Genomic DNA, 24,762 nt, shown 5'->3' on the forward strand with positions numbered 1-24,762 from the left:
CCGTTGTTCAAGGGGTTTGAGCATCCACCGTACGTGGCGACGACGGAATGTCTACATCGAGGGGGGTATTACCTTGGTTACGGTTCGGTGACCGCCGCAGCGAGCCGCGCGCGGGTCCCGCGCCGCGACCCGTCAGCCCGGGCGAGACGACGTAGCGCTGCACCACCGCGAGCAGCAAGTCGACCACCAGGGCCAGGACGGCGACGAGCAAGGCGCCGCCGGCCATCTGGGGGTAGTCGCGGATCTTCTGGCCGTCGATGAGGAACCGCCCCAGCCCGCCGGTGCCGGCCACGGCGGCCAGGGTGGCGGTGGCGATCACCTGGAGGGTGGCCGAGCGGAACCCGGAGAGGATCAGCGGCAGGGCGTTGGGGACCTCGACCTTGCCGAGGACCTGCATGCCGGTCATGCCCATGCCCTTGGCCGCGTCGCGCGCCGCCGGGTCGACCCCCTCGACCCCGGCGTAGGCCCCCGCCATGAGGGGCGGGATCGCCAGCACGATGAGGACGATGAGGCTGGGCACGAGGAACGCCGAGTCGCCCTTGAGCTTGGGGAACAGCCACAAGACCATGAGGTAGAGCAGACCCAGGCTCGGGATCGCGCGGGCGGCGCCGGCGAGGTTGACGACGAAGAACCGGCCGCGACCGGTGTGGCCGATCGCCAGTCCCACCGGGATGGCGATGAGGCTGGCAAAGAACAGGGAGATCGCGGAGTACCAGAGGTGGGTGAGGGTCTGGCCCGGGATGCCGTCGGGACCCGACCAGTTGAGCGGGTCGGTGAGCCAGGTGATGACGCCGTTCATGCGCGGCCTCCCGTCGCCCGCTGCCACGGCGTGAGCAGTCGCGCCAGGAGGATGATGATGCCGTCGAAGAGCAGGGCGAGCACGACGCAGCCGATGATGCCGACGACCAGCGGGTCGTAGAAGTCGCGGTTGAACCCGTCACTGAAGAGCAGCCCGAGCTGCTGGACCCCGATGATCGTGCCGACGCTGACGATGCTGACATTGCTCACCGCGGCGACCCGCAGCCCCGCCGCGATCACGGGGACGGCGAGCGGGAGCTCGATCGCGAAGAACCGCTTGCCCCGGGTGTAGCCCATCGCGGTCGCGGCGTTCTGGACGTGGTCGGGGACAGCGCCCAGGCCGTCGGCGACGGTGCGCACCAGGAGGGCGAGGGTGTAGAGGGACAACGCGATCACGACGTTGACCGGGCTGAGGATGCCGTAGCCGGTGAAGAGCGGGAGCATGACGAACAGCGCGAGGCTGGGGATTGTGTAGAGCAGCCCGAACCCGGCCGTGAACGGGGCATAGAGCCACGAGTAGCGCCGCGCCAGCCAGCCGAGCGGGAGCGCGAGCAGCAACCCGACCACCAACGGGATGCCCGCGAGGTAGGCGTGGGTCCATGCCAGTCGCAGGACCTCGGGGACGTGGTCGAGGAACCAGGTCATGCCGCCGGCGCCCCGGGGTTGTCTGGGTTCGCCAGCTCTGGGCGGCTGGTCTCCTCGATGGCGGTGAGCACCTCGTGGGCCTTGACCGTGCCGACCAGCGCCCCGGTGTCGTCGACGATCACCCCTCGCCTGCTCGGGCTCGACAGCGCGGCGTCGAGCGCGGCGCGCAGCGGCCCGCTCGCCCGCGCGACGGTGCCGCCACGGTGGAGGGTCTCGCTGCGCACCTCGCCCTTCAGGCGAGCCGGCTCGACCCACCCCAGCGGGTGGTTGTCGTCGTCGACCACGAGCACCCAGTCGGCGTCGATGGCGTCGATCCGCTCCCCCATGGAGACGGTGCGCTCGGACGCGAGCGGGAGCCGAGGAGTCTGCTGGAACGACAGCGCGCGGTAGCCACGGTCGCGCCCGACGAAGTCTGCGACGAAGTCGTCGACCGGGTGCGAGAGCAGGTAGGCCGGTGCGGCGATCTGGGCGAGGTGGCCGCCGACCTTGAGCACGGCCACCTGGTCGCCCAGCTTGATGGCCTCGTCGATGTCGTGGGTGACGAAGATGATCGTCTTGCCGAGATCGCCCTGCAGGCGCAGGAACTCGTCCTGGAGCTGCTCGCGGACCACCGGGTCGACGGCGCTGAACGGCTCGTCCATGAGCATCACCGGCGGGTCGGCCGCGAGCGCGCGGGCCACCCCGACGCGCTGCTGCTGGCCGCCGGAGAGCTGGGCGGGGTAGCGCTTGGCGAAGGCCGGGTCGAGCCCGACCCGCTCGAGCAGCTCCATCGAGCGCTTGCGGGTCTCGGTCTTGTCCATGCCCAGCAGGCGCGGGACGGTCGAGACGTTGTCGAGGACCGTGCGGTGGGGGAAGAGGCCAGCGTGCTGGATGACGTAGCCGATGCCGCGGCGCAGCTCGGACTCCTTCATCCGCCCGGTGTCCTTGCCGTCGAGCGTGATGGTGCCCGAGGACGGCTGGATCATCCGGTTGATCATGCGCAGGGACGTCGTCTTGCCACAGCCGGACGGGCCGACCAGCACGGTGATCTTGCCACTGGGGGCCTCGAAGCTCAGGTCGTCGACAGCCACGGTGCCGTCCGGATACTTCTTGGTGACACCGTCGAAGGCGATCATGCGGATCAACCTAACCCAGCACACCGACAAGCGACACCGGCAGGCGATACTTGGCGACGTGACGCAACCGGTGCACCTCGACGGCCACAGCCTCGACCTCGACGCGCTGGAGCGGGCGGCTCGCGGAGCGCCCGTGACCATCGACCCGGCGGCCATGGCGGTGGCCCGGACCTCGCACCGCAATGCCGCTGAGGTCAGCAGGATCCGCCCGGTCTACGGCCGCACGACCGGAGTCGGGGCGGCCCGCGACGAGAGCACCGACTCCAAGGTCGACCACGGTCTGCGGCTGCTGCGCTCGCACGCTGCCGGGTGGGGTGAGGCGATGTCGCCGTCCGTCGTGCGGGCCGCGTTGGCGGTGCGGGCCAACCAGATCCTCGCCGGGGGATCGGGCGCGAACCCCGCGCTCGCGCAGGCGCTCGCTGACCTCGTCGGTGCGCCGGAGGGCGACCTGCCCGTGGTGCACCGCTACGGGTCGCTCGGCACCGGTGACCTCACCGCGCTCGCGGAGGTCGGCCTGGCGCTCATCGGCGAGCGTGAGCGGGCCGGCGGCGCCAAGCGTTCCGTCGTGCAGCTGACCTCGGCCGACGCCCTCCCGCTCATGTCGTCCAACGCGTTCGCGATCGCGGAGACCGCGCTGCACGCCGCGTCGCTGCACGAGCTGGCGCGCGCCGCCGACACCGTCTGTGCACTGAGTTTCGTTGCACTGCAAGGCAATCCAGAGGCGGTGAGTGAGACGGCCGCCGCCGCGACTCCCTTCCGCGGCGCCCAGGAGGTGATCCGAGTGCTGCGCGAGCTGCTCGACGGCCAGCCCGGCGAGCCGGCCCACCTCCAGGACTTCTTCGGGCTGCGCACCTGGCCGCAGGTGCATGGTCCCGTCCTCGACACCGTCCTCGACCTCAAGAGCGTCGTCGAGACCGCGGCCAACACGGCCTCGGAGAACCCGCTCTTCACCGGCACCGACGGCGCGCCCGAGGTGACGCACCACGGCGGGTTCCACGCGGCATACCTGGTGTTGGCGGTGGACACGACGTTGTTGGCCCTGACGCGTTCGGCGCAGGCGGTGCAGTCCCGGATCAGCCACACGCTGACCGACTCCGACAGCGGGCTACCGCTCTTCCTGTCGGACTCGACGATGGGGTCGTCGGGGGTGCTCATCGCGGAGTACGTGGCCGCCTCGGCGCTGTCCACGATCCGAGGCGTGGCGTCGACGCCGTCGAGCGTGCAGACGGCCGGGGTGTCGGCCGGGATCGAGGACGACGCGTCGTTCGCCGGGCAGGCGGCGTTGCGGCTCGGGGAGGCGACCGCCGCCTACCGACGGATGCTGGCCGTCGAGCTCGTGTGCACGGTGCGGGCGTTGAGGATGCGCGGCGTCGTGCCGGTGGGTGAGCTGGGCGAGGCGTTCGGGCGGTGCGAGGCGCTCCCCGCAGGCATCGAGGACCGCGACCTGTCACCCGAGCTCGAGATCGCCGAGCACATCGTCGAGCGGTATGCCGTGTCGACGCCCGAGGAGCGCTAGGCGCCTCCGCGCGACCCGCAGTCAGGACCCGTCAGGTCACGCGGTCGAGGAACTCGAGGACCCGGTCGGTGAGGACCGCGGCCTGCTCGGCGTCGTAGCTGGAGATGCTGTTGTCGGCGAAGAGGTGCGCCCTGCCGGGGTAGACGAAGAGCTCACCGTCGGCGGCCTCCTCGACCAGCGCGCGGGCGGCGTCGAGGTCACCCTCGCCCGCGAAGAACGGGTCCTCGTCCATGCCGTGCACCTGCACCGGCACCTCGTCGGGCCAGCCGTCGTCACTGAACTCCGACGGTGGCACGCACGACTCCATGAGCAGCGCGCCCTGGGCACCCGGACGGGTCTGGGCCAGCAGCTGGGCGGGCATCACGCCGAGCGAGAAGCCGGCCCAGACGACCTCGGCAGGCAGCGCCTCGCCCGCGGTCTTGCCGCGCTCGAGGATGGTGGCGAAGCCGACCTGCTTCAGGTAGGCGAGGCCCTCGTCGAGGGTCTCGAAGGTCTGGCCGTCGTAGAGGTCGGGGGTGTGCACCGTGTGGCCGGCGTCGCGGAGGGTCTCTGCGAAGTCGGTGATCCCCGTGGTCAGCCCCTGGGCGTGGTGGAACAGCACTACCTCGGCCATGTCGTCTCCCCTGTCACGTCTCGTCGGTGGGCCCCAGCTGAGCCCTTCCCGACACTATGGCGTGAGGGTCCGACAGGGCTGGTCGAGCAGGTGGCCGACGAGGAAGGCAGCGGCTTCGCGGTGCCAGCGCGGGGCCTGGCGGAGCATGGCGTGGCTCTCGCCCTTGACGGACTCGTAGCTGACCTCGGCCCCGAGCTCGGCCATCGCCGTGGCCATCGCCCGCGACGCGCGTGGGGAGGTCATGCGGTCGAGGGTGCCGTGCATGAAGAGGACGTGGAGGCCCGGGTGGGAGCGCGGCTGGTCCCTGGGCTCGACCCACGGGGCGAGCGCGGCAATGGCGTGGATCCGCTCGTCGTCGGCGAGGTGGAGTGCGACGCGGCCGCCCATCGAGTGGCCGAGCAGCCCGATCGGCACGCCGGGGTACTTCGCCTCGATCTGCTCCAGGGCCAGGCGGGTGTCGGCCAGGGGGCTCTGCTCGGCACCGTTCCAGCCGCGCACCGCATACCGGAGTGACGCCACGGCGATGGAGCCGGCGCCGGCCTCCGCGATGACCTTCGCGAACGGCGCCATACGCAGCACGGCTCCCTGCCAGGGCCGCACGGGTCGGCGGCTGCGCGACTTGCCACCGTGGAGGACGAGCACCACGGCACGCGGCTGGTCGACCTCCGCCGGCCAGAGCAGTCGGGGTGCGGACACCGGGGCCTCCTTCAGGTTTCGCGAGCTGTGTCAGTCGTTCGGAGCGGTGGCCCTGCTGGATGCCACGGCGCCCTGGGCCGGCGCCACGGTCACCAGGCGTCGTCGAGCGCCTTGCGCTGGTCGGCGGTGAGGGTGAGCCGCGCGGCGTCGAGGGCCTCGGCGAGCTGGGCGGGTCGGCTGGTGGCGACGATGGGGCGGATCGCCGGGCTGCCGCCGATCATCCAGGCGAGCACCACCGAGCTCTTGGTGACGCCCAGCTCCTGCGCCACGGCCGCGATCGCGGCCTTGCGCCGGTCGCTGCCGAGGTGGTCGAACGCCTCCTCCGGCTCGCGGTCGTCGCGGTCGTAGGACCCCTGCATCAGCGGGCTGTAGGCCCAGGCCTCCCACTGGGCGTTGGCCTCGAGGTAGTCGATCGTCTCGTCGGTAATCCAGCCCATCCGGTGGTCGTGGCTGTGGTCGCGCACCATCGGTCGGGGCTGGAGGTAGGAGTAGCGGAGCTGGAGGGTGTCGGCGGCCGGGAGCCCTTGCGCCTCGGCGTGGGAGCGGGCGCGTTCGGCCCGCCAGACGGGCCAGTTGGACAGGCCGATGCGGTCGATCCGGCCGGCCGCCGCGTGGGCGCCGAGGGTCTCGGCGACCTCCTCGGCCGGCACGTCGCGGTCGTCGCGGTGGGCGAAGAACAGGTCGACGCGGTCGAGGCCGAGGCGCTCGAGTGACGCCTCGAACTGCCGGTCGATCGCCGCCTTGGCCAGGCCGGTCGTGGGGCCGGGGAAGACACCGGGGGTGACGGGCTCGCAACCGGCCTTGGTGGCGATCTTCACGCGGTCACGCAGGCCCGGGCGCTGGGCGAGCCAGCGACCGATCAGGGCCTCGCTGTCACCGCCGGCGCCGGTGTCGCTGAGCCAGAACGCGTAGCAGTCGGCCGTGTCGATCCACATCCCACCGCCGTCGACGTACTGGTCGAGCAGGGCGAAGGAGGTCGGCTCGTCGATGCGGGTGCCGAACTCCATGGCGCCGAGGGCGATTCCCAGGTCGTGGCTCATGCCTCCACTCTGGTCCCCCACCGTCCGGGACGCACGCGCCGGGGTGCGCCCGCGGCATACCTCGGCTGCGGTCAGACCTCGGTGGTGTGGAAGTTCTTGAACGAACGGCTCGCGGTCGGGCCGCGCTGGCCCTGGTAGTGCGAGCCGTACTTGGCCGAGCCGTAAGGGTTCTCGACGGGCGAGCTCAGGCGGAAGAAGCAGAGCTGGCCGATCTTCATGCCCGGCCACAGCTTGATCGGCAGGGTGGCGACGTTGCTGAGCTCGAGGGTGACGTGGCCGGTGAAGCCGGGGTCCACGAAGCCGGCGGTCGCGTGGGTGAGCAGGCCGAGGCGGCCGAGGCTCGACTTGCCCTCGACGCGAGCCGCGACGTCATCGGGGAGCGTGACCGTCTCGTAGATCGACCCGAGCACGAACTCGCCGGGGTGCAGGATGAACGGCTCCCCCTTGTCGACCTCGACCAGCCGGGTGAGGTCGGGCTGGTCCTCAGCGGGGTCGATGAAGGGGTACTTGTGGTTGTCGAACAACCGGAAGTAGCGGTCCAGGCGCACGTCGATGCTCGACGGCTGGACCATCTCCGGGTCCCAGGGGTCGAGGACGACTCGTCCGTTGTCGATCTCGGCCTTGATGTCGCGGTCGCTCAGCAGCACGGTGAGAGACTAACGCGAGGGGTATGCCGGGGGCCGTCAGTCTCGTGCGCGCGTTCGGTTAGACTTCCTGCCGCACCGCCCCGTGGGCGGTGTTCGCTCCGCCTCAGTGGGGTGCGCCGGTGTAGCTCAATGGTAGAGCGCCAGCTTCCCAAGCTGGACACGCGAGTTCGATTCTCGTCACCGGCTCCACAGGAGAGGACCCCGACAGACTGTTCTGTCGGGGTCCTCTTCCTGTTGGTCAGTTGCCGAGGCGCTCCGACCTTGCCTAGCGGACGACCTCGACCTTCAGCACCTGGGTCCGGCCGCCGACCTGCATACCGATGTTCCAGTAACGCTGCTTCAGCATCGCGCTGCTGAAGGTCACGCCGAGTGCCCAGCGGTTCGGGCCGGTCTTGACGAACTTGTTGTCCAAACCGCGCGGCGCCCGGGGGTACGGCATCGCGTCGACATACCGCGGCTGACTCGTCGCGGCGGCCAGCATCGTGTAGGTGTGACCCGCCTTGACCCGGTACATGCCATTGCTGAAGGTCGCGCCCTGGATCACGAAGCTGCTCACCTTCGCCGTGAGCCGGGTCGTCGAGACGTTGCCAGCCTTGTCCATCGCGGTCGCGGTGTAGACCGCCGTGCCGCCGCTGACGCGCCAGCTGATGGTGCACGACCCAATGCCCGAGAGTCCGTCGCGAGCGGTGCATCTTCCGACCGGCGCGGCTGCAAAGTACGGCGTCTGGGTCGAGACTCCCGTGACCGCCACCGTCGGGCGCGTCTGGTCGAGGTTGATGCCGGTGACCGAAACGGTCGCTGCGCCACCGTCGACAGCAGTGATGGTGCGAGAGACCGACTGCGCCGCGCCGTTCCTGCTGAGCGTGACCGGTTGCGGGCAACTGGAGACCAGTGCGGCGCCGTTCGGGGTGCAGGTGAAGCTCACCGTGACCGCACTGCGGTACCAACCGCTCTTGCTCTTGGGCTGAGCGCTGGTGAGCGTCGCCGTGATCCCCGGGCTGCGACGGGTCGTGGTGGCCGACGAGGCAAGGAAGCGGGAGTCGCCCTGGTACTGGACGGCAACCTCGTCAGCCTTGTCGGTGGGGAGTGAGTAGCTCAGCGTTGCGACTCCTGCGGCGAGCGTCGCAGTCCCGATCGGCATGCCATCGACGGTGAACCTGACGGTGCCGCTCGGGGTACCCGAGCCGGGAGCTACCGGGGCGATGCTGGCCGTGATGCTGCCGGCTCGCACGGTGATGGTCGGTCGCGTCGCAGCCTGGTCGACGACCAGGGTCTGAGGCGTAGCGCTGGAAGGTGCGTACTTCGTGGCCGCGAGCGGCTCGAAGACCGCCCCGACCTGGTGTGCGCCGGGCGTGAGGATCCCCAGCGCGGGGCTGGTGGCCCGGCCGTTGTTCACGGTGACGGGTGCGCCGAGGTTGGTGCCGTCGACGGAGAACTGGATGCTCCCAGCCTGGCCTCCGCCCACAGTTGCCGTTGCGGTTGCGGTCTGGCCGAAGACCGCCACGGGCGGGCTGAGGGCGACAGAGAGCGAGGTCGGCGCGAGCGCGACGGTCACGGTCTGGCTCACTTCCGGAGCGGCGGCGTAGTCGGCATTGCCACTCTGGTCAGCGACGACGACGCAGCTGCCCGCCTGGTCGAACGACAGGGTCGTCCCGACGATCGAGCAGGCCGAGCCGGTCGTGGACGGTGCGACCGCGAAGGTGACCGGGCGGCCCGACGCGCCCCCCGTGGCGGTGAGGCTCTGCGTGCCCCCCACGGTCGCCGGAGAGGTGAGCGGGGCAAAGGTGATGGCCTGCGCGCCCTGGCCGACSGCGAYCGTCTGCTGTGCCTGAGGAGCGGACAGGTAGTCGGCGTTGCCGCCCTGGTCGGCGTCCACGACGCAGGTGCCGACGTGGTCGAARGTGACGGTCGAACCGCTGATCGAACACGTGGAGGTGCTGACGGCATCGATGGAGAAGGTCACCTCGTTGGCCGATCCGCCGCCGGTGGCCGCGACCGGGTAGGTGTCGCCCGGCACSGCAGCGCTSGGSGCCGCRGTGGTGAACGTGATGGCCTGCGCGCCCTGGCCGACGGCGATCGTCTGGCTACTGGTCGCATCGGGGGAGGCCCCGTTGCTCGCGCTGACCGTGAAGGTGGAGGCTCCGGCGCTGGTGGGGGTGCCGGAGAGCACTCCGGCGCTGGTCAGGGTGAGCCCTGCCGGAAGGACGCCGGAGGCCAGGGCGAAGGAGGGGTTGGGGTATCCGGACGCGGCGAACGCGTACGAATAGGCGGCCCCGACCGCGCCGGTGGTGGGTGCCGCTGCCGCGGTGAACTGCGGCGCGACTGTCTGGTAGGTGAACGCTCCGACCGCGGGGAGGGTGACTCCGCCTGCTGTGGTCACGCTGACCGGTTGCTTTCCGGAGGGGGGTGTCGTCGGCGCGGGAACAGTGGCCACGACCTGCGTGTCGCTCGAGGACGTCACCGACGCGGCATATCCACCGATGGTCACGGTCGCTCCCGCGAGCCCGGTGCCGTCGATGGTCACCGAACTACCGGGAATCCCGGACGCGGGCGAGGTCGCGGTGAGGTGTGCGGGGTAGGACAAGGTGACGAAGCCGTCGCCGCCATGGCCGGAGACTGCACCGGTCAGCGTGCCCGCGAAGAATGAGCCTCCACCGCCACCGCCGCCATTGTTGCCGTTGTACCGGCCGCCACCGCCGCCGCTGTAACCACCACCGCCGGCGCCTGCGAACCCAGTCGTCCCGCCGCCACCGCCGAAGCCGCCGGCCCCACGGCTGCCGCTGCCTGCGCCGCCGGCCGCGCCATTCGCGACGGACTGGCCGCCTCCGCCCTGGAAGCTCCCACCGTTGGAGAGCAGGCCGCCGCCACCGCCAGCGGTGCCGGCACCGCCGCCATTACCGCCAGTGCCTCCCGCGCCGCCGCCGTTGAGACCGGGCGTGCCGGAGGTGCCGGTGCTGGCCTCGGAGGGGAACGTGTTCGATCCCGCGCCTCCGCCGCCGCCCGCCGCAGCAAGGATGCCGCCCTGGTCCGCGGTCCTGTAGATGAATGACCCACCGCCGCCGCCGGCCCCGGCCTGGTACACCAGGCCGTTGCGGCCCATGCTGCCGGCGATGATGTGAAGCGTTTCGCCAGGGGTCACCGAGATCGTGCCGGTGAGTTCGGCTCCGCCCCAGCCCCCGCCGTATGCCGCCCCGCCCTGAGCGCCGCTGATGTCGACGTAGACCTCCGTGATACCTGCGGGGACGGTCCAGTTCTGGACGCTCCCGGTGGCGAAGAAGGTCTGGGCCGTGTCAATGGGGGCTGCGAAGGACGGAGTCGCTGCGACGATGGCCGCGGCTGTGATGGTGCTGACTGCGACACCGGCGGCTAGCAGGCGGCGATGAACTGAGTTCATGAAATGTGGATACTTTCGGTCAAATAGCAGAAGTCGGGCTCGCCGAGTAGAGCAGCACTCAGGGCCGCTCGTTGAGTTTTCATGAAGTTGGGGCCGGACGGGTGAGCTTGGATGGCCTGAACGGCAGCTGAACCGGCCGACGGTGGAACAAACCTGGGTCAGGGCGTGCCAGGTCGGTGCGTGAGAAGTCGTTGCAGGGCCAGACCCGTGACCAGGGCGACGGTCGTCGCCATCGCGCCCGCCGCGACCAGTCCGATCAGGACGACCACAGCAGGTCGCTGTCCTGGGTGCCACAACGGCGTGGCGATGAGCAGGAAGGCAACGAGACCTGCGAGCCAAGCAGCCGCTGTGGTCGCGATCCACGTCCAGGCTTTGCCGACGTGTCGTCGGAGCTCCAGCCATTGTGCGGTGCCGATCGACGCGAGCAGGACTGCCCCGGCCACTGTGCCGGCCAGCACGACCGGTACGCGTGGGGCCTCCACCAGCCGCGCCCCCAGGGTGGACGGCAGCATGCCGAGCACGTAGGCGAGGGCAGCGGCGAGGGCCGTCAGGCCCGCGAACCGTGCTGAGCGCAACCCGGGAATGGATGGAGCCAGTGCGTGCGCCTGGGCAGCGCCGAGCATCACACCTTCCACCGCTCCCGCCGCCACCATCGTCGGGATGGCCGCCCTGGAGGACCATTCCGCGCTGACCACACCGAGTACCGCGGGCGCGACGAAGCCGACCAGCTCCCCTGCGACAGTCCACCTCACCCACCGTCCGAGCAGCCGGTCCGCGGAGCCTGGCAAGCGGGCCACCGGCCTGTGCGTGTTCACGTTGACGTCCTGACCTGTCCGGTCCTGCCACTCGTCGTGCGTGCGGCCAGCCTCCTTCTCCCGCCCCCAGCGGCACAGGGCACTAGGTCCCGCCCGGTCACGGCACGGGGACCTATGGCCCTTCCTCCGCATCGGCCGCCCGGGCACGGTGGAGGTGAAGCCCCCGGGAATCAGGAGTGCACCATGAAGACGAACGCCCGCCCCGTCATCGTCGGCGTCGACATGTCCGGCACGAGCGACCTGGCCCTCGACTGGGCCGCCACGGAGGCCGCGCGACTCGGCCGTCCCCTGCTGGTCGTTCATACCTACTCACCGCCGCCCTACCCCGCCCTGCGCGCCGGCGGAGCCGCCGGCGCAGGGATCGCCGACCTGGACGAGGCGTTGAAGGACGTCGCCGAGCATGCCGCGGCCACCTGCGCAGACCGAGCCCGAGCCGCTCACCCGGGTCTGGCAGTCCAAGCGGTCATCGGCGTCGGGCTTCCGGGCACGATCCTGGTCGAGGCCTCCATCGACGCCGAGCTGGTCGTCGTCGGGGCCCGCGGCCTTGGCGCAGTCCAGGGCATGATCTTCGGCTCGGTCTCAACGCAGGTCTGTGCCCATGCCCACGCTCCTGTCATCGTCGTGAAAGAAGCCGCCTCTCACACCCTCACCGACACACGGATCGTGGTTGGCGTGGACGGTTCCGAGACGTCGCAAGCGGCGTTGGCCTTCGCCTTCGCCTTCGCCTCCTCCCGCAGGGCCGGCCTCACCGCCGTGCACACCTGGCAGGTCGAAGGTGACGAAGGAGCGGCCGCCTCGATGACGTCGTCGGTCGACTGGACCCAGCTCGAACAAGAGGAGCGTTCCGTCGTCGCGGAAGCCCTGGCCGGGTATGCAGATCAGTACCCCGACGTCGATGTGCGACGCCACGTCCCCCAGGGTCACCCCGTCAAGGAGCTCGCACGATTGAGCGAGAACGCCTGTTTGCTCGTGGTCGGCACCCGAGGCCGCGGCACGGTGTCGGGGTGGCTCAAGGGATCGGTGTCGCAGGGGGTCCTGCGGGCAGCGCACTGCCCCGTCGCGGTGGTCCACCCGGATAACCCTGAGACCAATGACGCCACGGGACGCCCCGGCGGGGCCAAGGAACGCCACGGCTTGCACCTGCCTGTGCTTCCCGTGCGAGAACCCGTCTGACCCGGCCGCGATCTGCCGGTGCCCGCTATGCCGTGCCCCATGGTGAGGGGCGCGGCATACGCCCGATCAGTCGAGGCCTTCGAAGAGGTCGGTCAGCACCGGATCGCCCGCGGCGCGGGGTGGCCACGCCAGGACCAGGTGCTCCCGCGCAACCATCCGGCTCCAGTGGTCCGTGCCGTCGATCCCGCCGGCGATCACGTGCCGCTGACTGCGGTGTTCCACCAGCCCCCTGACGACCCGGTCGGCGACGGAGCTGGTGTCGACGACGACCCCGATCTGCTCATCGGGGACCCCGCGCACGTGGTAGACGGCGGTCGGGTCAAAGGCCCACATCCCCCGCTGGACCCGCGCGGCGTTCCACCGCTCGAACACTGACTGCGGCAGGGCACCGTGCACGAGGCGCCGCAGCCCGGCTCGGTCGCCGTCGCGAAGCCGATGGAACGCAGCGTCCGTCGCCGCGCCGATCGCGACGTGGTCCGGATGACCCGTGATGCCGTCCGGGCCGAAGGTCGCGACGACGTCGGGCCGCTCCTCAGCCATGATCCGGGCGATCGCAGCCCCGAGCTCCTGCTCGGGCGCCTCAGCGACGCGACCATCGGGCAGCCCCAGCCACTCGTGGCGGTCAGGGACCCGGCCGTGGGCCCGCCAAGCCGCCTCGCACTCGCGTCGCCGGACGACTCCCAGCGACTCCTGGGTGGCCGGGAAGCCCGGCGCGATCTCGCCGGCTTCCCCGAAGGTCGCGTGGACCAGCACGTAGCGAAACCGAGGGTCGGCGTCGTGCAGCGCCACGGACCCGGCCACCCCGTAAGCGTCGTCGTCAGGGTGTGCAACCACCAGCATCAGAGTCCGACCGGCCCCCATGGCATCAGGCTGACACCGGGGACTGCCTGCCACAAGCGATCTGTCCGACGGCAGCTCGGCCCAAGGCGGGTCCGCCCACGGCAACAGGCCGCGTACTGACGAGTATGAGGCGCAGGCTTCCGGCAAAACGGGCTGAGCAGGGGCATAGCGATGGGAAAAGCCATGAATGGGGCCGTTGTTCACCGTACTCATGCTTTTGCCCGATGATGACCTATTCGAGGCTGAGTAGCGTCCAACACGGGCGACGCAACGCATCCGGCAAAGGGCCGGAGCCTACGCACCCTTCTGACAGGAAGGACTCACGATGTCTCGACCCAACTGGCGAGTTCCGTTGGCGATAATCGGTTCCGCTGTCCTGCTCGTGACCGGCACGCAAGCCGTGGCCGCCAAGGCTCCCCCGGCTGTCAACGTTGCCGCCTCGGGCGTCATCAAGGCCTGCTACCAGAAGAACCAAGGGATGCTCCGGCTTCTTCAGGGCAGCCAGAAGTGCCGCAAGTCCGAGGTGCCGATCTCCTGGAACATGACGGGCATCCAAGGGCCTCCCGGACCCGCCGGCCCTGCCGGACCTACCGGACCTGCCGGACCCGTCGGCGCAAGGGGACCTGCGGGCCCCGCTGGACCCGTCGGCGCGACCGGACCTGCGGGACCCGTTGGCCCCATTGGTGCGACGGGACCTGCCGGACCTGCTGGACCCGCCGGACCTGTGGGACCTGCCGGACCGGTCGGACCTCAGGGCGCGCCCGGCATCACCGGGCTGGCTGGGCTGACCTGTCCGGCTGGGCAGTCGATCACGGGCTTCTCGGCGACCGGCACGTTGATCTGCAGCGGGGCGACACCACCGCCCGCCTGCTCCCCCACGACGCTGACGAACACGATCACCGGCGTCAAGGACAGCGACTTCGCGCAGCACTGGCCGGGTGGCACGGTCCTGCTGGGGTCGCCGACCTGCAACGTGACCCTGAAGCGTCCGTCGGGCAGCATCCTGCTGATCGGCACCCTCGGTGACGCCTGGCAGATCACCGCAAGGACAGGCTTCGGCACGGCGGTCCTGACCGTCAACCAGCCGAGCTGCAACTCGCCGTTGGCGATCCCGAACGTCACGGCGAACCGGCCCTCGTGCTCGTCCGCCTTGGTGAGCCCCATCCTCGGTGGCAGTGTCTCGACCGCTTCGGTCTCCATCGCGGCCAGCTGACCGCTCACACCAACCCAACTCAACAGGGGGCCGGTCCTACGGGCCGGCCCCCTCCGTGTTGCCTTGGCCTGAGGGTCGCCAACGACTGGGTATGCCGCGTGCTTGCCGCATCGGGCCCGGCGCCTGGTGCGAGTCCGAGGTCAGTCCTTGGGAACGGGGATCTCGCTCACCGGGGTGATCGTGCTGGTGCAGCGCTTGAAGCCGGGCCAGAGGAACTTGTGCACGGCGTTGACGTCGTCGGCCTCGACGACCAGGAAGAGCGTGTGCTGGGCGTTCGCGCCGTAGCGACCGATCAGCGTGACACCTTCGACGCTGTCGTCGTACAGCGAGTTGGAGCCGCCCTCGTCTCGAGGGCAGAGCTCAGGACTGTGAACCTGCGTGATGTGGAACAGCACTGGTCCTCCTCAGGCAGCCGCTTGATTGGTGCTGTCCATGGTGGACCGACTGGTGGTCCGTGTCATCGGGCAACGCGCCTAGTGCGTGGCGTGGTCAGTCGGGCCCTGGGACGAGCTCGAGGACCACGACCGCCGTCTCGGTCGAGCGAAGCGCGGCATACCCATCGAGCTGGGCGTCGATCTCACGCCATCGCGCCCACAGCCGAGTGCGCTCCTCCCCCTCGGCCGCATGCGCCCGCACCGTGCCCCCACCGCCGGCAATGGAAACGGTTGCCACCGGCTGCTCCTGAAGGTTCAGCCACCACGCGGGCTCGCCGTCGGCCCAGCCATTCATGGCCATCGTGACCAGGTTCGGACCGTCTTCGAAGTACCCGAGGATCACACTTCGCGGCTCACCCGAGTGCCGTCCCGTGGTCGTGAGCCGCAGTGTGCCCCAACGGTTGCGCCTCGGGCGCCACAGACCGACGCGGCCACGCGAGACCCGGTAGATGCCGCGGTGCATGCGCCAAGCCAGGTGGATGAACCACGTCGGCGGCAGCCGCGGTCCGCGACCATGGTCATCCGCTTTCAAGGCCATGGTCCAAGCATCCTCGCCCGAGAGGGGCCAAGCGAAGCCAGGCGTGGGTGCGGGATTGTTGCGGGCACCAACGGAAGCCTGTTACTGCATGCACCTCAGACGGTTTGAGGCTTCCTGCGCCTTTTGGTGGACGCGGCGACCCTGCCTGAGGGCGACCATGGCGGGTGGGCGCACCCGTACACCGACGGCATGGGAGGCCCGACCGGGTGCGCGTTGGGAGGCGTCATGACGTCCAGAACTCTCGTGGCCGGTATCGCCGTCGTAGCGACGGTAGCCCTGGTCAATGTGGCCCCCGCGGAGGCGCGGGACCGGCCGTTCTCCACCTTCCGCATGGTCGTCCGACCCGTGCTCGATCCGGGTGACGGAGGTAGCACCACAGGCGGTAGCGGCCAGTTCAGCAAGGTCGCCATCGAGGCATACCGCTGCACCGTGGCCGCCGGGCCCGGGTACGGCACGCCCGCTGGCGCGATGGACATCTCGTGCAACGACACCGAGCCCTACCGTCAGGACTTCAACCCGGACAACGAGCTCGCGATCGCGGTGAACCCCAAGGTGCCGACGCACCTGCTCGCGGGGTCCAACGACTACTTCTACCGGTTCAACAACTCGACGGGTGTCAGGCAGGCGCTGGTGCCGACCGGGTTCTTCACGTCGATGGACGCGGGGGCGACGTGGGTGGACGGACAGGTCCCGCTGCGTAGCGGGAACGGAGCGGGCGATCCCTCGCCCGCCTTCAACGGCAAGCTGTCTGGCAGCACGGCCACGACCGGTTGGGCGATGATGGCGCAGCTGGAGAACACCGGCGGCCAGGGCGGCCCCTACGTGTCGCAGGGTGATGTCTCGGTGAGCTGGTCCTCCGACGGAGGCATCACGTGGAACGAGCCAGTGACCGTCATGAAGGGCAAGGGAACCGGCATCGGCCCGGCCAACAGCGCACTGTTCTTCGACAAGGAGTGGCTGACCGTCGACAACCACCCGAGCTCGCCGTTCTACGGGCGCGCCTATGTCGTGGCAGCGCGCTACCTCAACGGGCTCCAGGGCTCTTACGACGAGTCAGCGGTGTACTTCGCCTACTCCGACGACGGCGGCCGGACCTGGTCGACCCCCAAGGAGATCTCCGGCACGAACCCGCTGTGCAGCGCGCAGAGCGCGGGACCGGTCGGGGAATGCGACGAGGACAGCTTCCCGATCCCCGAGGTGGCCACCAACGGTGACCTCGTCGTGCACTTCGCCAACGGAAACATCGACGCTGCGTGGGAGACAGCCGGCGAGTACGAGCAGACGTTGCTGGCGGTGAAGTCCACCAACGGCGGCGCCACGTTCAGTGCGCCGGTCGTCATCGCAGCGCTCGAGGACGGCGCGGCCGACACCCCATGGAGCGTCATCGGGCGACAGACCGTGACAGGACACCAGATCCGCTGGCAGTCACCGGGCAACATCACGGCCGACCCGACCAACGCGCAGCACTGGGCTGTCGTCTACAACGACAACGCCGCCGGCGTGCACGACAACGCCCCCGCCAGCTGCCTGAACGACATCCCAGGTGAGGCGCCGGACTACAACCCGTGCGGTGCGGTAACCGACACGAACATCTACCTGGCCGAGAGCTGGAACGGCGGGGCGTCGTGGACACCGCGGATCACCCTCGACGGCTCCGCGGGCGACCAGTGGTTCCCGTGGGCGGACTTCCGCTCCGATGGATCCCTGGCGGTGGCTTACGACTCCAACGAGAACATCGCCGACCCCGGCGGGGACCGCGACGACACCTTCAACCACGTGCTGCTGACCGTCGCGCCACGGACCTCCCCGGGCGGGCCCGCAGTGATCGCTGGCCGTGAGGTGCTGATGCCCAACGGTGCCGGGCGGCAACCCACGGAGCAGGTCGACATCTCGGTGACGCACTGGTCAGGACAGTACGTGCCACAGAGCGCATGGCCTCGGATCTGCGGCCCGGACGGTTACACCGACCCGCCCGTCGCGGACGCAACCGGCAAGGACTGCAATGTGTTCGACGGTGACTACACCGGTCTCGTGGTCGGCTCCGACAACCACGTCAACGTGGTCTGGACCGGGCTGAACCGGTGGGCTGTCTCGCCCCAGACGGACGCCTACACCGGGCTGGCACACGACGGGTACGCCCAGGACGCGATGTTCGCCCGCCGGTAAGGCGCGTCACCGCCAGTGGGGCTGTGCCGAGAACTGATCGCTCAGCCCCACTGGCCGTGGCTGTCCCCGACCGTAAGTCACCCGCCGAAGGCCCAAGGCGGAACCGTCGCTGTGGGTCAGGGTCAACGGCGACCGAGTTCACTGAGGTCCCTGAGGTTTAGATGCGGCCGGTCTCGTAGGCCCACATGGCGACCTCGACGCGGTTGCGGGCGCCGAGTTTTCTCATGAGGCTGGCGAGGTGAGCTTTGACGGTGCTGGGCGTGATGTAGAGCTCGGTAGCGATCTCGCTGTTGGTGCGGCCTTGGGCCACGGGCCGGAGGACCTCTTCCTCGCGGGCCGTGAGCGGTTCCAACGGCTGCCGGGGCGGTGAGGTCTGGGTGTGCGCGAAGGCAGCGAGGAGTCGGACGGTCACGCTGGGTGCGATGAGTGCGTCTCCGTCGGCGGCGGCGTGGATGGCCTGGGTCAGCAGGGCGGGTCCGGCGTCCTTGAGCAGGAATCCGCGGGCGCCGGCTTTGAGCGCTCCGTGGACGTACTCGTCCAGGTCGAAGGTGGTGATGACCACGATCGGCAACGGGTCGATGACTTCGGGGCCGGCCAGTCGGCGGGTGGCTTCGATGCCGTCCATCAGCGGCATTCGGATGTCGAACAGGCCGACGTCGGGGCGCAGCTGGAGCGCCAGGCGCACCGCCTCTCGCCCATCGGCGGCGGCGCCGATGACTTCGATGTCGGGTTGGGCGTCGAGGAGCATCGTCAGTCCGGTGCGCACGATGGGCTGGTCGTCGGCGATCAGGACCCTGATGCTCATCGTGGCGTCCCGGTTCGCGGCAGGTTCGCTTCGACCCGCCAGCCCCGGCCGGCGGTGGGGCCCGCGCGGAAGGTGCCGCCGAGCAGCGTGGCGCGCTCGCGCATCCCTACCAGGCCGTAGCCGGCTGGGGCCCGATTGGTTGGGCCGGAGGAGCCGTCGTCGTCGACGGTCAGGCGTACCTGGTCGGCGTCACCCGTGACGGCCACGGTGACCTGGGTGGCGTGGCGGGCGTGCCGTCGAGCGTTGGTGATGGACTCCTGGGCGAGGCGGTAGATGGCGACCCCGACCGCGGGGCTGAGGTCGTCGAGCTCACCGGCGAGCGTCACCTCGACGCACGGGCGTGTCTGGCCATCGTTGGCGAGCTGCTCGACCTCGGCCACGCCCGGCTGCGGCGCGAACTCGGTGTGCTGCGAGGCGCGCAGCACGCCGACGATGGCGCGCAGCTCGGTCAGCGTTCGGGTCGCCGCATCCTCGATGGTGGCCAGGGCTTCGATGGCACGCTCCGGGTGGGAGGCGGCGACGGCACGTCCCGCTTGAGCCTGGATGGCGATTCCGGAGACGTGATGGGCGACGGTGTCGTGGAGCTCGCGCGCGAGCTGTTCGCGCTCCCGGGCCTTGGCTTCGTCGATGTCGCGGATGCGGATCCTCGCGCGATAGCGGTTCGCGGCGCCGAGCGCGGCGGCGAACAGGAAGAACGCGTATGCCGCGACCCTCTCGGCCAGGCTGGTCGGGTCGGCGACAAGGGTGACGGCCAACCAGACCAGGATCACGCCAAGGCCGCCTGCGGCCTCCCGACCGGAGCCCCACCGGAACAGGGCGTAGGTCAGGACCAGGGTGGCCGAGACACTTGAGGGCGGAGCGCCTTGGGACCCGGTGAGGATTCTGACGATGTCGATCCCGGTCAAGAGGCCGAAAGCCACTGCGGCCGCAGCGAGCGGGTGCGCACGTCGCCACGGCAGGGGGGCGACGCACCTCCCGGTCTCGATCTACAACGCGGACGGGTAGTCCTGGACCTACTCCTACTTCTACGGCCTCTCCATCGGGGTCGAGGTGCTGCTGCTCGCCTACATCCTGCGTTCCGCCTGGACCTGGCCTCGCCGCAGCGCATCACCGCCGGCCCAGGCAGCCAGCCTCGACACCGAGCCGCGCCGCTCGCGGCAGCAGGCGTGACTGCGGCCTGTGAACCAGCTGACGCGAGCGGGTGTGGCGCGGGTCAGCGGACCCGTTCCCAGCTCCCTTCGAGCACCCCGCGATCGGTATCGCTGGCCGGCAGCGGATGTAGTCCTTCCACCGGGACGGCGTTGCGCGTGGTGAGGGTGTCACCCCGGATCGACCATTCGACGGCCGTGGTGCCGTGCTGGACCCAACGCCCAAGGGCGTCATAGGTCACCGGTCCTTGGTCACCGATCTCAAGCCCGCCCTGGTCGTTCTCGAAGAAGATGAACCACCGGCTCCCTGCGAACTCGATGACGAAGCGTCCCTTGCCGTCGGAGAAGCCGTTGGATGTCTTCCAGGCTGCGTCGGGCCAGAAGCGCACGTCGTTCAGCTGCCCCACGGTGACGTCCCGAGCCCATCGGCCATCCGGGATGGGTGGACCGGTGTATGCGGTGACACTCGTGGATATCCACGTCGTCTTGGTGAAGAACTGGACTCGTGACACACAGCGGTCATCAACCGACTCGAAGACGAGCTGGTCACCACGATCTGCGATCCGGTACTTGCCGCCAGGACCGTCGCAGACGAGGTTGCCCGGGTGGAACAGGTCCGTTCCGAACACCCCTTCACGGCCGATCCGCCCGGCCACCAACGGCTCCCCCCTGCCGTACCTGTTAGGAGGCGTGGCGACGACCGTGCCGTCGGCGCTGCGAGCGAGCACCCATCGACCGGACACGTTAGGCGCCTCGGCGAAGGGAGCGACCAGGCCGGCATACCGGTCTAGAAGTATTGCCGTTGTCGTGCCGACTGGCGGGGCGGGCGCCGGCTTCGGCGCCGTCTGCCCCATCAGGGTGACCACCAGCGCAGCGCAGGCGGCTGCTGCCAGTCCGGCGACGCCGGCCCAGCGGCGCGCCTGTCGGCGGCGGTGGGCGGCGAAGGCCTGCCCGAGCAGGATGTCCACGTCTGGTTCGCGAAGGGCCGTGGCATTGGCGGTCAGGCCCACACGCAGGCGGTCGTCAACGGGCATCGGACCCGACCTCCTCTCCGAGGGTTTGGGCTAGCCGCGCGCGGGCGCGGAACAGGTGCTGTTTGACGGTCGACTCCGAGACCTGCAGGGTCCGGGCGATCTCCAGGACCGGCCGGTCCTCGAAGTAGTGCAGCACCACGACGGCGCGCTGCATGGGTGCAAGCTGCCGGACCGCGAGGGCGACATCGTGGTCGGGGACCGCGGCCGTCTGCGGGAACGACTGGGCAGTGGCCTCCTTGACCGGTCGGCGCGCTTCGCGACCGACGTGGCGAACGGCCATCCGGATGGCCACCTTGCGCACCCACGCCTCGGGACGTTCGTATGCCGCGATGGACCCCCACTTCGCGAGGAGCTTGATGAAGGCGTCTTGGGTGAGCTCTTCCGCCGCACCCTGGTCGTGGACTATCAGGTAGACGGTGCGCGTGATCGAGGCGAAGCTGCCGCGGAACACCTGCTCGTAGTCCCGCCGTTCATCGGTCTTCATCGCATCCCCCGGGCGTGGATGGGACACCTCGACTCAGGCTGCAGGAAGCCCTGCCGGCGCACCACCTGCAGATGGACGAGCGGGTCATGGCGTGCCTGCCTCTGAGGGCGTGCTGGCGGCAGCGGCGGTGAGCGCGACGGCGACACGGAGACTGCTGGTGCGGTCCATGGCTTCCTCCAGGTGCCGTGCGCGACAGTCGCACGGTCTACCCATGAACAGACCCAACGAGCCTTGGAGGTTGACGCTTCGCACGCAGGTTCAGGTGAGTCGACCGGACGTGGAGTTCAATGCGGCGGCGTGACGCAGCTCTGCTAGCGCGATCTCGGATGAGCGGATCATCCAACCACTCCGGATTCTCGGCGCTGGTTCCCAGACCGTCCGGCTGGCAGCCTGTAGAGATGAGCGACTGGTTCCTGCCAGAGCGGGATCGTCCGTGGACGGCCGGGAACCTCGTGGTGCCGCACGTTCACGGTCACGACTACTTCGCGCGTCTGGCGCAGCTCGTGGACGGCACCCGTCGGGGGGACCGGATCTTCTTCACCGACTGGCGCGGTGACGCCGACGAGCTCCTCGCCGAAGGCGGCCCGACCATTGGCGACCTACTCACCAATGCCGCCCGCCGCGGTGTCGAGGTCCGTGCGCTCCTGTGGCGCTCGCACAGCGACACGCTTCGCTTCAACGCGCAGGAAAACCGCCATCTCGGCGCGGTGATCAACGAGGCGGGTGGTGAAGCCCTCTTCGATGAGCGGGTGCGCCGGGGCGGATCGCACCACCAGAAGCTGTTCGTGGTGCGGCGTCAGGGCCGCTCACACGAGGACGTTGCCTTCGTCGGCGGGATCGACCTCTGTCACGGGCGGCGCGACGACACCGAGCACCGTGGCGACCCGCAGCCGGCGCCCCTTGACGAGCGCTACGGGCCCAACCCGCCGTGGCACGATGCCACGCTGGAGATCCGTGGCCCTGCGGTGAGTCACGTACTCGATGTCTTCTCCGAGCGCTGGGACGACCCGACGCCACTCGATCACCGCAACCCGTACCGCGCGCTGGTCCACAGGGCCGCCCGGATGCCACGGCATCCAGAGCCCCTGCCGGAACGCTGGGACCCACCGCCCGAGTGCGGTCCGCACTCGGTGCAGGTAGTCCGCACCTATCCTGCAAAGCGACCCCCGTACCCGTTCGCCCCGCACGGCGAGCGGACCATCGCACACGCCTATGAGCACGCCTTCGCACGCGCGCGGCGCTTGGTGTACATCGAGGACCAGTACTTCTGGTCGGAGGTCGTGACTGCCACGCTCGCCGACGCGCTCCGCCGCGAACCCGGACTCCAGGTGATCGCAGTGGTCCCGCGATTCCCCGAACAGGACACTGCGGCGAGCGGCACACCAATGCGCCTCGGCCAGCAACGGGCCAGGGACCTGCTCCTGGAGGCTGGTGGGGCGCGGTTCGCCATGTACGACCTCCAGAACCCCGCCGGCACCCCGGTCTACGTCCACGCCAAGGTCTGCATCGTCGACGACGAATGGATGACCTGCGGGTCCGACAACCTCAACCTGCGCTCCTGGACCCACGACTCCGAGGTCACCTGCGCCGTCGTCGACGCTGAAGGGCGCCTGCCGCGCGAGCTGCGTGCGACTCTCTGGGCCGAGCACCTCGGCCTCCCTCCCGCCGACCCGCGGCTCGCCGACCTCGACCACGCCACGGACCTGTGGGGGGCGCGTGCCACAGAGCCAGGCGCCCGCATCAGGCCCCATGCCCTCAGGGAGATTCGCCCTGCTGCCCGATTGTGGGCCCGACCGGCCTACCGGTTCCTCTTCGATCCCGATGGTCGCCCACGGGCCCTGCGCGGCACCGACAAGTTCTGATTCGAATCCGAGCTGCGGCGGCATGCGGCATCAGTCCCGCCCGGGCCTTGGGGCGGAGCGACGCTCAGGGAGCCGCCGGGCGCACCACGAGGGCCCTGGTGAGCAGGGCGACCGTGTCATCGGTCCAGCCCTTGCGTGGCTCTCCATGGCGCAAGACCTCGCCCAGGTAGGCGCCGAACAGGAGCCCGATCACGGCCTCAGGTTCGACGTGCTCCGCGACCTGTCCAGCGTCGATGTCCGCGGCGATCTGTGCCCGCAGCGGACCGAGCCGCCGCTCCAGGGCTTGGCGCAGGGCCCCGGTGAAGTCTGGGTCGGAGTTGCTGATGATGGCGGCAACTGCCCCCCTGCCCAGCCCGGTCTCGAATAGCTCGGCCACCTGCTCCAGGACCCAACGCACCTTGCCGTCCAAAGCCGGGTCGAGCGGCGGCAGGGGCCGGTCGACGACCGGGTCGATGGCGGCCTCGATGAGCTGTCGACGACTATCGAAACGTCGGTAGATCGTCGTCCGCGCCACGCCTGAACGGGATGCGACCGCCTCGATGGTCACCCCGGCCGGGCCCTTGTCGCGCAGCAGCTCGACAGCTGCGCGCATCAGCCGCGCGTCCGTCTGTGCACGTCGCGGCCGACCACGTGTCGCTGGCCCGCCCATGGTTTCTGCCTCTCGGGAACAAAACGTGACGTCGTTACGCTACATCAACTGTAGCGTAAATGAAAGGAGGTGACACGGCATGACTTCGACTCTGGACCCAGTGCTCCTGGGGCCGTTGATGATCCTCTTCACGGTGCTGTGGTTCGGCGCAATGTCCTGGGCCGGAATGCACGAGGACGACGCGTCCTGGCGCGCGACCCGGCCGCGCTCGCTGGACGAGCCCGGCCCCTGGTGGACCAACCGTGGCTTCGACGGCCTGCCGCAAGCCACCACCATCCCGGTCGAGCCGGGCAACCCTCGCCGCTGAGACGGCTCGAGGCCCTCCATCGCAGGGCCTCCACATCAAGAGAAAGAGAGGTCTGACGACATGGTCGTCTACAACGAGCTAGTGGCCATCACGGCCGGAGCGGGGCTGTTGGGGTTCGGGTGGTTCCTCACCCACCTCGTGCGGGGCAAACGGATCGACAGCGAAGGCTGGGCAGGATTCTTCGGCGTCACCGGCCTGTTGCTGCTGGTGCTGGGACTGCACACCACGGCGACGTGGCCGTTCGGCGGGGACGGGTTCGAGTACGCAAACATCGCCTTCGGCCAGCCGGCCGCAGGATTCGGTGCGCTGTTGCTGTTCGCCGCCCTGTACCTGTGGCGCCACCGGAGCCTGTTCGCGGGTGAAACGGACGAGGCGAACGCCACCGCATTGTCAGCGTTCAAGCCGGTCGGTGTCTTCGTCGGCGCGATGGGTCTGGGTATGGCCGTGCTCGCCATCGCATTCGTGCGGTTCCAACTCGGCGCCGCACCCCCACAAGAGCCGATCAGTGGCCGTTTCGGACACCTGCCCATCCTCGAGGCCCTGTTCCTCGGCGGGCTTTGGGGCGTCATCGCACTGGGCGCGTTGCTGTTTGCGACCGCGACGCTGACCGAACGACCGCACCTGCTGCGCTGGGCCGTGCGGGCCTTCGCCCTCGGTGGCCTGGTCCTGCTGCTGTTCGGTGCCATGAACTTCTACACGCACATCGGTATGTACGTGAACATCGCGCACGGCACCAACTACCGGTGGTGACCCGACCATCCGATGCCGCTGCTGGCCCCGCCAAAGCGGACGCGGCATGCCTCGACGAAAGGGAGCTCCGGCCCACTGGA

General features: G+C 69.8%; 24 protein-coding genes and 1 tRNA gene. 7 read left to right on the top strand and 18 right to left on the bottom strand.

Going from position 1 to position 24,762, the window contains the following annotated elements; all coding sequences use genetic code 11:
• Positions 1-7 precede the first annotated feature (7 nt).
• From ACXJKD_RS09255 to ACXJKD_RS09265, 3 genes are read right to left on the bottom strand one after another with little or no spacing between them, the layout of a single operon-like run.
• Complete coding sequence (locus ACXJKD_RS09255) at positions 8-799, bottom strand: ABC transporter permease (RefSeq protein ID WP_457254220.1); 792 nt, start codon at positions 797-799, stop codon at positions 8-10.
• Positions 796-1,443: an ABC transporter permease gene (locus ACXJKD_RS09260; protein ID WP_457254221.1), complete on the bottom strand. Its 648-nt coding sequence runs from the start codon at positions 1,441-1,443 to the stop codon at positions 796-798. The genes ACXJKD_RS09255 and ACXJKD_RS09260 overlap by 4 nt, the downstream gene beginning before the upstream one ends.
• The gene (locus tag ACXJKD_RS09265) at positions 1,440-2,558 is read right to left on the bottom strand and encodes an ATP-binding cassette domain-containing protein (RefSeq protein ID WP_457254222.1); all 1,119 of its coding nucleotides are present in this window, start codon (positions 2,556-2,558) and stop codon (positions 1,440-1,442) included. The genes ACXJKD_RS09260 and ACXJKD_RS09265 overlap by 4 nt, the downstream gene beginning before the upstream one ends.
• Here ACXJKD_RS09265 and ACXJKD_RS09270 point away from each other — a divergent pair.
• Entirely contained in the window at positions 2,557-4,074 is a 1,518-nt protein-coding gene (locus ACXJKD_RS09270; RefSeq protein WP_457254223.1) for an aromatic amino acid ammonia-lyase, read from the top strand. The two genes, ACXJKD_RS09265 and ACXJKD_RS09270, sit on opposite strands and share 2 nt — an antisense overlap.
• A gap of 31 nt (positions 4,075-4,105) precedes the next feature.
• Here the strand turns inward: ACXJKD_RS09270 and ACXJKD_RS09275 are convergent, their stop codons facing one another.
• The 4 genes from ACXJKD_RS09275 to dcd all read right to left on the bottom strand — a co-directional run bounded on the left by ACXJKD_RS09275 (position 4,106) and on the right by dcd (position 7,070).
• On the bottom strand, positions 4,106-4,687 hold the full coding sequence (locus ACXJKD_RS09275) for a dienelactone hydrolase family protein (protein WP_457254224.1): 582 nt from the start codon (positions 4,685-4,687) through the stop codon (positions 4,106-4,108).
• Between the two features lie 54 nt (positions 4,688-4,741).
• Positions 4,742-5,383: an alpha/beta hydrolase family protein gene (locus ACXJKD_RS09280; RefSeq protein ID WP_457254226.1), complete on the bottom strand. Its 642-nt coding sequence runs from the start codon at positions 5,381-5,383 to the stop codon at positions 4,742-4,744.
• A gap of 89 nt (positions 5,384-5,472) precedes the next feature.
• A complete protein-coding gene (locus ACXJKD_RS09285) occupies positions 5,473-6,423 on the bottom strand; it encodes an aldo/keto reductase (protein WP_457254227.1) in 951 nt (316 codons plus the stop codon).
• Between the two features lie 71 nt (positions 6,424-6,494).
• Positions 6,495-7,070 carry a dCTP deaminase gene (gene dcd, locus ACXJKD_RS09290; protein ID WP_457254228.1) on the bottom strand — a complete coding sequence of 192 codons (576 nt, stop codon included), beginning with the start codon at positions 7,068-7,070 and terminating at the stop codon, positions 6,495-6,497.
• Between the two features lie 115 nt (positions 7,071-7,185).
• Between dcd and ACXJKD_RS09295 the strand changes: the two genes are divergently transcribed.
• Positions 7,186-7,259, top strand: a tRNA-Gly gene (locus ACXJKD_RS09295).
• Between the two features lie 76 nt (positions 7,260-7,335).
• Here the strand turns inward: ACXJKD_RS09295 and ACXJKD_RS09300 are convergent.
• A complete protein-coding gene (locus ACXJKD_RS09300) occupies positions 7,336-10,464 on the bottom strand; it encodes an Ig-like domain repeat protein (protein ID WP_457254229.1) in 3,129 nt (1,042 codons plus the stop codon).
• 158 nt (positions 10,465-10,622) lie between these two features.
• Complete coding sequence (locus ACXJKD_RS09305) at positions 10,623-11,279, bottom strand: hypothetical protein (protein ID WP_457254230.1); 657 nt, start codon at positions 11,277-11,279, stop codon at positions 10,623-10,625.
• A gap of 183 nt (positions 11,280-11,462) precedes the next feature.
• On the opposite strand from ACXJKD_RS09305, the gene ACXJKD_RS09310 reads away from it, so the two are divergent.
• Positions 11,463-12,452, top strand: coding sequence for a universal stress protein (locus tag ACXJKD_RS09310; RefSeq protein ID WP_457254231.1), 990 nt, complete (start codon positions 11,463-11,465; stop codon positions 12,450-12,452).
• A 66-nt stretch (positions 12,453-12,518) separates the two neighbouring features.
• On the opposite strand, the gene ACXJKD_RS09315 is transcribed toward ACXJKD_RS09310, so the two are convergent.
• From ACXJKD_RS09315 to ACXJKD_RS09330, 4 genes are all read right to left on the bottom strand, one after another.
• On the bottom strand, positions 12,519-13,286 hold the full coding sequence (locus ACXJKD_RS09315; RefSeq protein WP_457254232.1) for a PIG-L deacetylase family protein: 768 nt from the start codon (positions 13,284-13,286) through the stop codon (positions 12,519-12,521).
• Between the two features lie 756 nt (positions 13,287-14,042).
• Positions 14,043-14,513: a hypothetical protein gene (locus ACXJKD_RS09320; protein WP_457254233.1), complete on the bottom strand. Its 471-nt coding sequence runs from the start codon at positions 14,511-14,513 to the stop codon at positions 14,043-14,045.
• A gap of 132 nt (positions 14,514-14,645) precedes the next feature.
• Positions 14,646-14,900: a DUF3303 domain-containing protein gene (locus tag ACXJKD_RS09325; RefSeq protein ID WP_056921920.1), complete on the bottom strand. Its 255-nt coding sequence runs from the start codon at positions 14,898-14,900 to the stop codon at positions 14,646-14,648.
• Positions 14,901-14,994: 94 nt separating this feature from the next.
• Positions 14,995-15,477, bottom strand: a complete 483-nt coding sequence (locus ACXJKD_RS09330) for a nitroreductase/quinone reductase family protein (RefSeq protein WP_457254234.1) — start codon at positions 15,475-15,477, stop codon at positions 14,995-14,997.
• 225 nt (positions 15,478-15,702) lie between these two features.
• On the opposite strand from ACXJKD_RS09330, the gene ACXJKD_RS09335 reads away from it, so the two are divergent.
• Positions 15,703-17,643, top strand: a complete 1,941-nt coding sequence (locus tag ACXJKD_RS09335; protein ID WP_457254235.1) for a hypothetical protein — start codon at positions 15,703-15,705, stop codon at positions 17,641-17,643.
• Between the two features lie 157 nt (positions 17,644-17,800).
• On the opposite strand, the gene ACXJKD_RS09340 is transcribed toward ACXJKD_RS09335, so the two are convergent.
• The 4 genes from ACXJKD_RS09340 to ACXJKD_RS09355 form a co-directional block, all read right to left on the bottom strand.
• Positions 17,801-18,448 carry a response regulator gene (locus ACXJKD_RS09340; RefSeq protein ID WP_457254236.1) on the bottom strand — a complete coding sequence of 216 codons (648 nt, stop codon included), beginning with the start codon at positions 18,446-18,448 and terminating at the stop codon, positions 17,801-17,803.
• On the bottom strand, positions 18,445-19,353 hold the full coding sequence (locus ACXJKD_RS09345; protein ID WP_457254237.1) for a sensor histidine kinase: 909 nt from the start codon (positions 19,351-19,353) through the stop codon (positions 18,445-18,447). The genes ACXJKD_RS09340 and ACXJKD_RS09345 overlap by 4 nt, the downstream gene beginning before the upstream one ends.
• 308 nt (positions 19,354-19,661) lie before the next feature.
• Positions 19,662-20,630, bottom strand: a complete 969-nt coding sequence (locus ACXJKD_RS09350) for a hypothetical protein (RefSeq protein ID WP_457254238.1) — start codon at positions 20,628-20,630, stop codon at positions 19,662-19,664.
• Positions 20,620-21,114, bottom strand: a complete 495-nt coding sequence (locus ACXJKD_RS09355) for an RNA polymerase sigma factor (protein WP_457254239.1) — start codon at positions 21,112-21,114, stop codon at positions 20,620-20,622. The genes ACXJKD_RS09350 and ACXJKD_RS09355 overlap by 11 nt, the downstream gene beginning before the upstream one ends.
• A 398-nt stretch (positions 21,115-21,512) precedes the next feature.
• Between ACXJKD_RS09355 and ACXJKD_RS09360 the strand changes: the two genes are divergently transcribed.
• Entirely contained in the window at positions 21,513-22,976 is a 1,464-nt protein-coding gene (locus ACXJKD_RS09360; RefSeq protein ID WP_457254240.1) for a phospholipase D-like domain-containing protein, read from the top strand.
• A gap of 64 nt (positions 22,977-23,040) precedes the next feature.
• On the opposite strand, the gene ACXJKD_RS09365 is transcribed toward ACXJKD_RS09360, so the two are convergent.
• The gene (locus tag ACXJKD_RS09365) at positions 23,041-23,568 is read right to left on the bottom strand and encodes a TetR/AcrR family transcriptional regulator (protein ID WP_457254241.1); all 528 of its coding nucleotides are present in this window, start codon (positions 23,566-23,568) and stop codon (positions 23,041-23,043) included.
• Positions 23,569-23,704: 136 nt separating this feature from the next.
• Between ACXJKD_RS09365 and ACXJKD_RS09370 the strand changes: the two genes are divergently transcribed.
• A complete protein-coding gene (locus ACXJKD_RS09370) occupies positions 23,705-23,932 on the top strand; it encodes a hypothetical protein (protein ID WP_457254242.1) in 228 nt (75 codons plus the stop codon).
• A gap of 60 nt (positions 23,933-23,992) precedes the next feature.
• Complete coding sequence (locus ACXJKD_RS09375) at positions 23,993-24,682, top strand: DUF981 family protein (protein WP_457254243.1); 690 nt, start codon at positions 23,993-23,995, stop codon at positions 24,680-24,682.
• Positions 24,683-24,762 lie beyond the last annotated feature (80 nt).

Source organism: Pedococcus sp. P5_B7, from assembly GCF_054049895.1.

Excerpts from the sequence above, each read along its gene's own strand:
- ACXJKD_RS09265 (WP_457254222.1), bottom strand. The coding sequence starts at position 2,558 with ATGATCGCCTTCGACGGTGTCACCAAGAAGTATCCGGACGGCACCGTG.
- ACXJKD_RS09340 (WP_457254236.1), bottom strand. The coding sequence starts at position 18,448 with ATGAGCATCAGGGTCCTGATCGCCGACGACCAGCCCATCGTGCGCACC.
- ACXJKD_RS09350 (WP_457254238.1), bottom strand. The coding sequence starts at position 20,630 with ATGCCCGTTGACGACCGCCTGCGTGTGGGCCTGACCGCCAATGCCACG.
- ACXJKD_RS09375 (WP_457254243.1), top strand. The coding sequence starts at position 23,993 with ATGGTCGTCTACAACGAGCTAGTGGCCATCACGGCCGGAGCGGGGCTG.
- ACXJKD_RS09260 (WP_457254221.1), bottom strand. The coding sequence starts at position 1,443 with ATGACCTGGTTCCTCGACCACGTCCCCGAGGTCCTGCGACTGGCATGG.
- ACXJKD_RS09310 (WP_457254231.1), top strand. The coding sequence starts at position 11,463 with ATGAAGACGAACGCCCGCCCCGTCATCGTCGGCGTCGACATGTCCGGC.
- ACXJKD_RS09330 (WP_457254234.1), bottom strand. The coding sequence starts at position 15,477 with ATGGCCTTGAAAGCGGATGACCATGGTCGCGGACCGCGGCTGCCGCCG.
- ACXJKD_RS09270 (WP_457254223.1), top strand. The coding sequence starts at position 2,557 with ATGCGGATCAACCTAACCCAGCACACCGACAAGCGACACCGGCAGGCG.
- ACXJKD_RS09360 (WP_457254240.1), top strand. The coding sequence starts at position 21,513 with ATGAGCGACTGGTTCCTGCCAGAGCGGGATCGTCCGTGGACGGCCGGG.
- ACXJKD_RS09355 (WP_457254239.1), bottom strand. The coding sequence starts at position 21,114 with ATGAAGACCGATGAACGGCGGGACTACGAGCAGGTGTTCCGCGGCAGC.
- ACXJKD_RS09370 (WP_457254242.1), top strand. The coding sequence starts at position 23,705 with ATGACTTCGACTCTGGACCCAGTGCTCCTGGGGCCGTTGATGATCCTC.
- ACXJKD_RS09365 (WP_457254241.1), bottom strand. The coding sequence starts at position 23,568 with ATGCGCGCAGCTGTCGAGCTGCTGCGCGACAAGGGCCCGGCCGGGGTG.
- ACXJKD_RS09335 (WP_457254235.1), top strand. The coding sequence starts at position 15,703 with ATGACGTCCAGAACTCTCGTGGCCGGTATCGCCGTCGTAGCGACGGTA.
- ACXJKD_RS09275 (WP_457254224.1), bottom strand. The coding sequence starts at position 4,687 with ATGGCCGAGGTAGTGCTGTTCCACCACGCCCAGGGGCTGACCACGGGG.
- ACXJKD_RS09285 (WP_457254227.1), bottom strand. The coding sequence starts at position 6,423 with ATGAGCCACGACCTGGGAATCGCCCTCGGCGCCATGGAGTTCGGCACC.
- ACXJKD_RS09255 (WP_457254220.1), bottom strand. The coding sequence starts at position 799 with ATGAACGGCGTCATCACCTGGCTCACCGACCCGCTCAACTGGTCGGGT.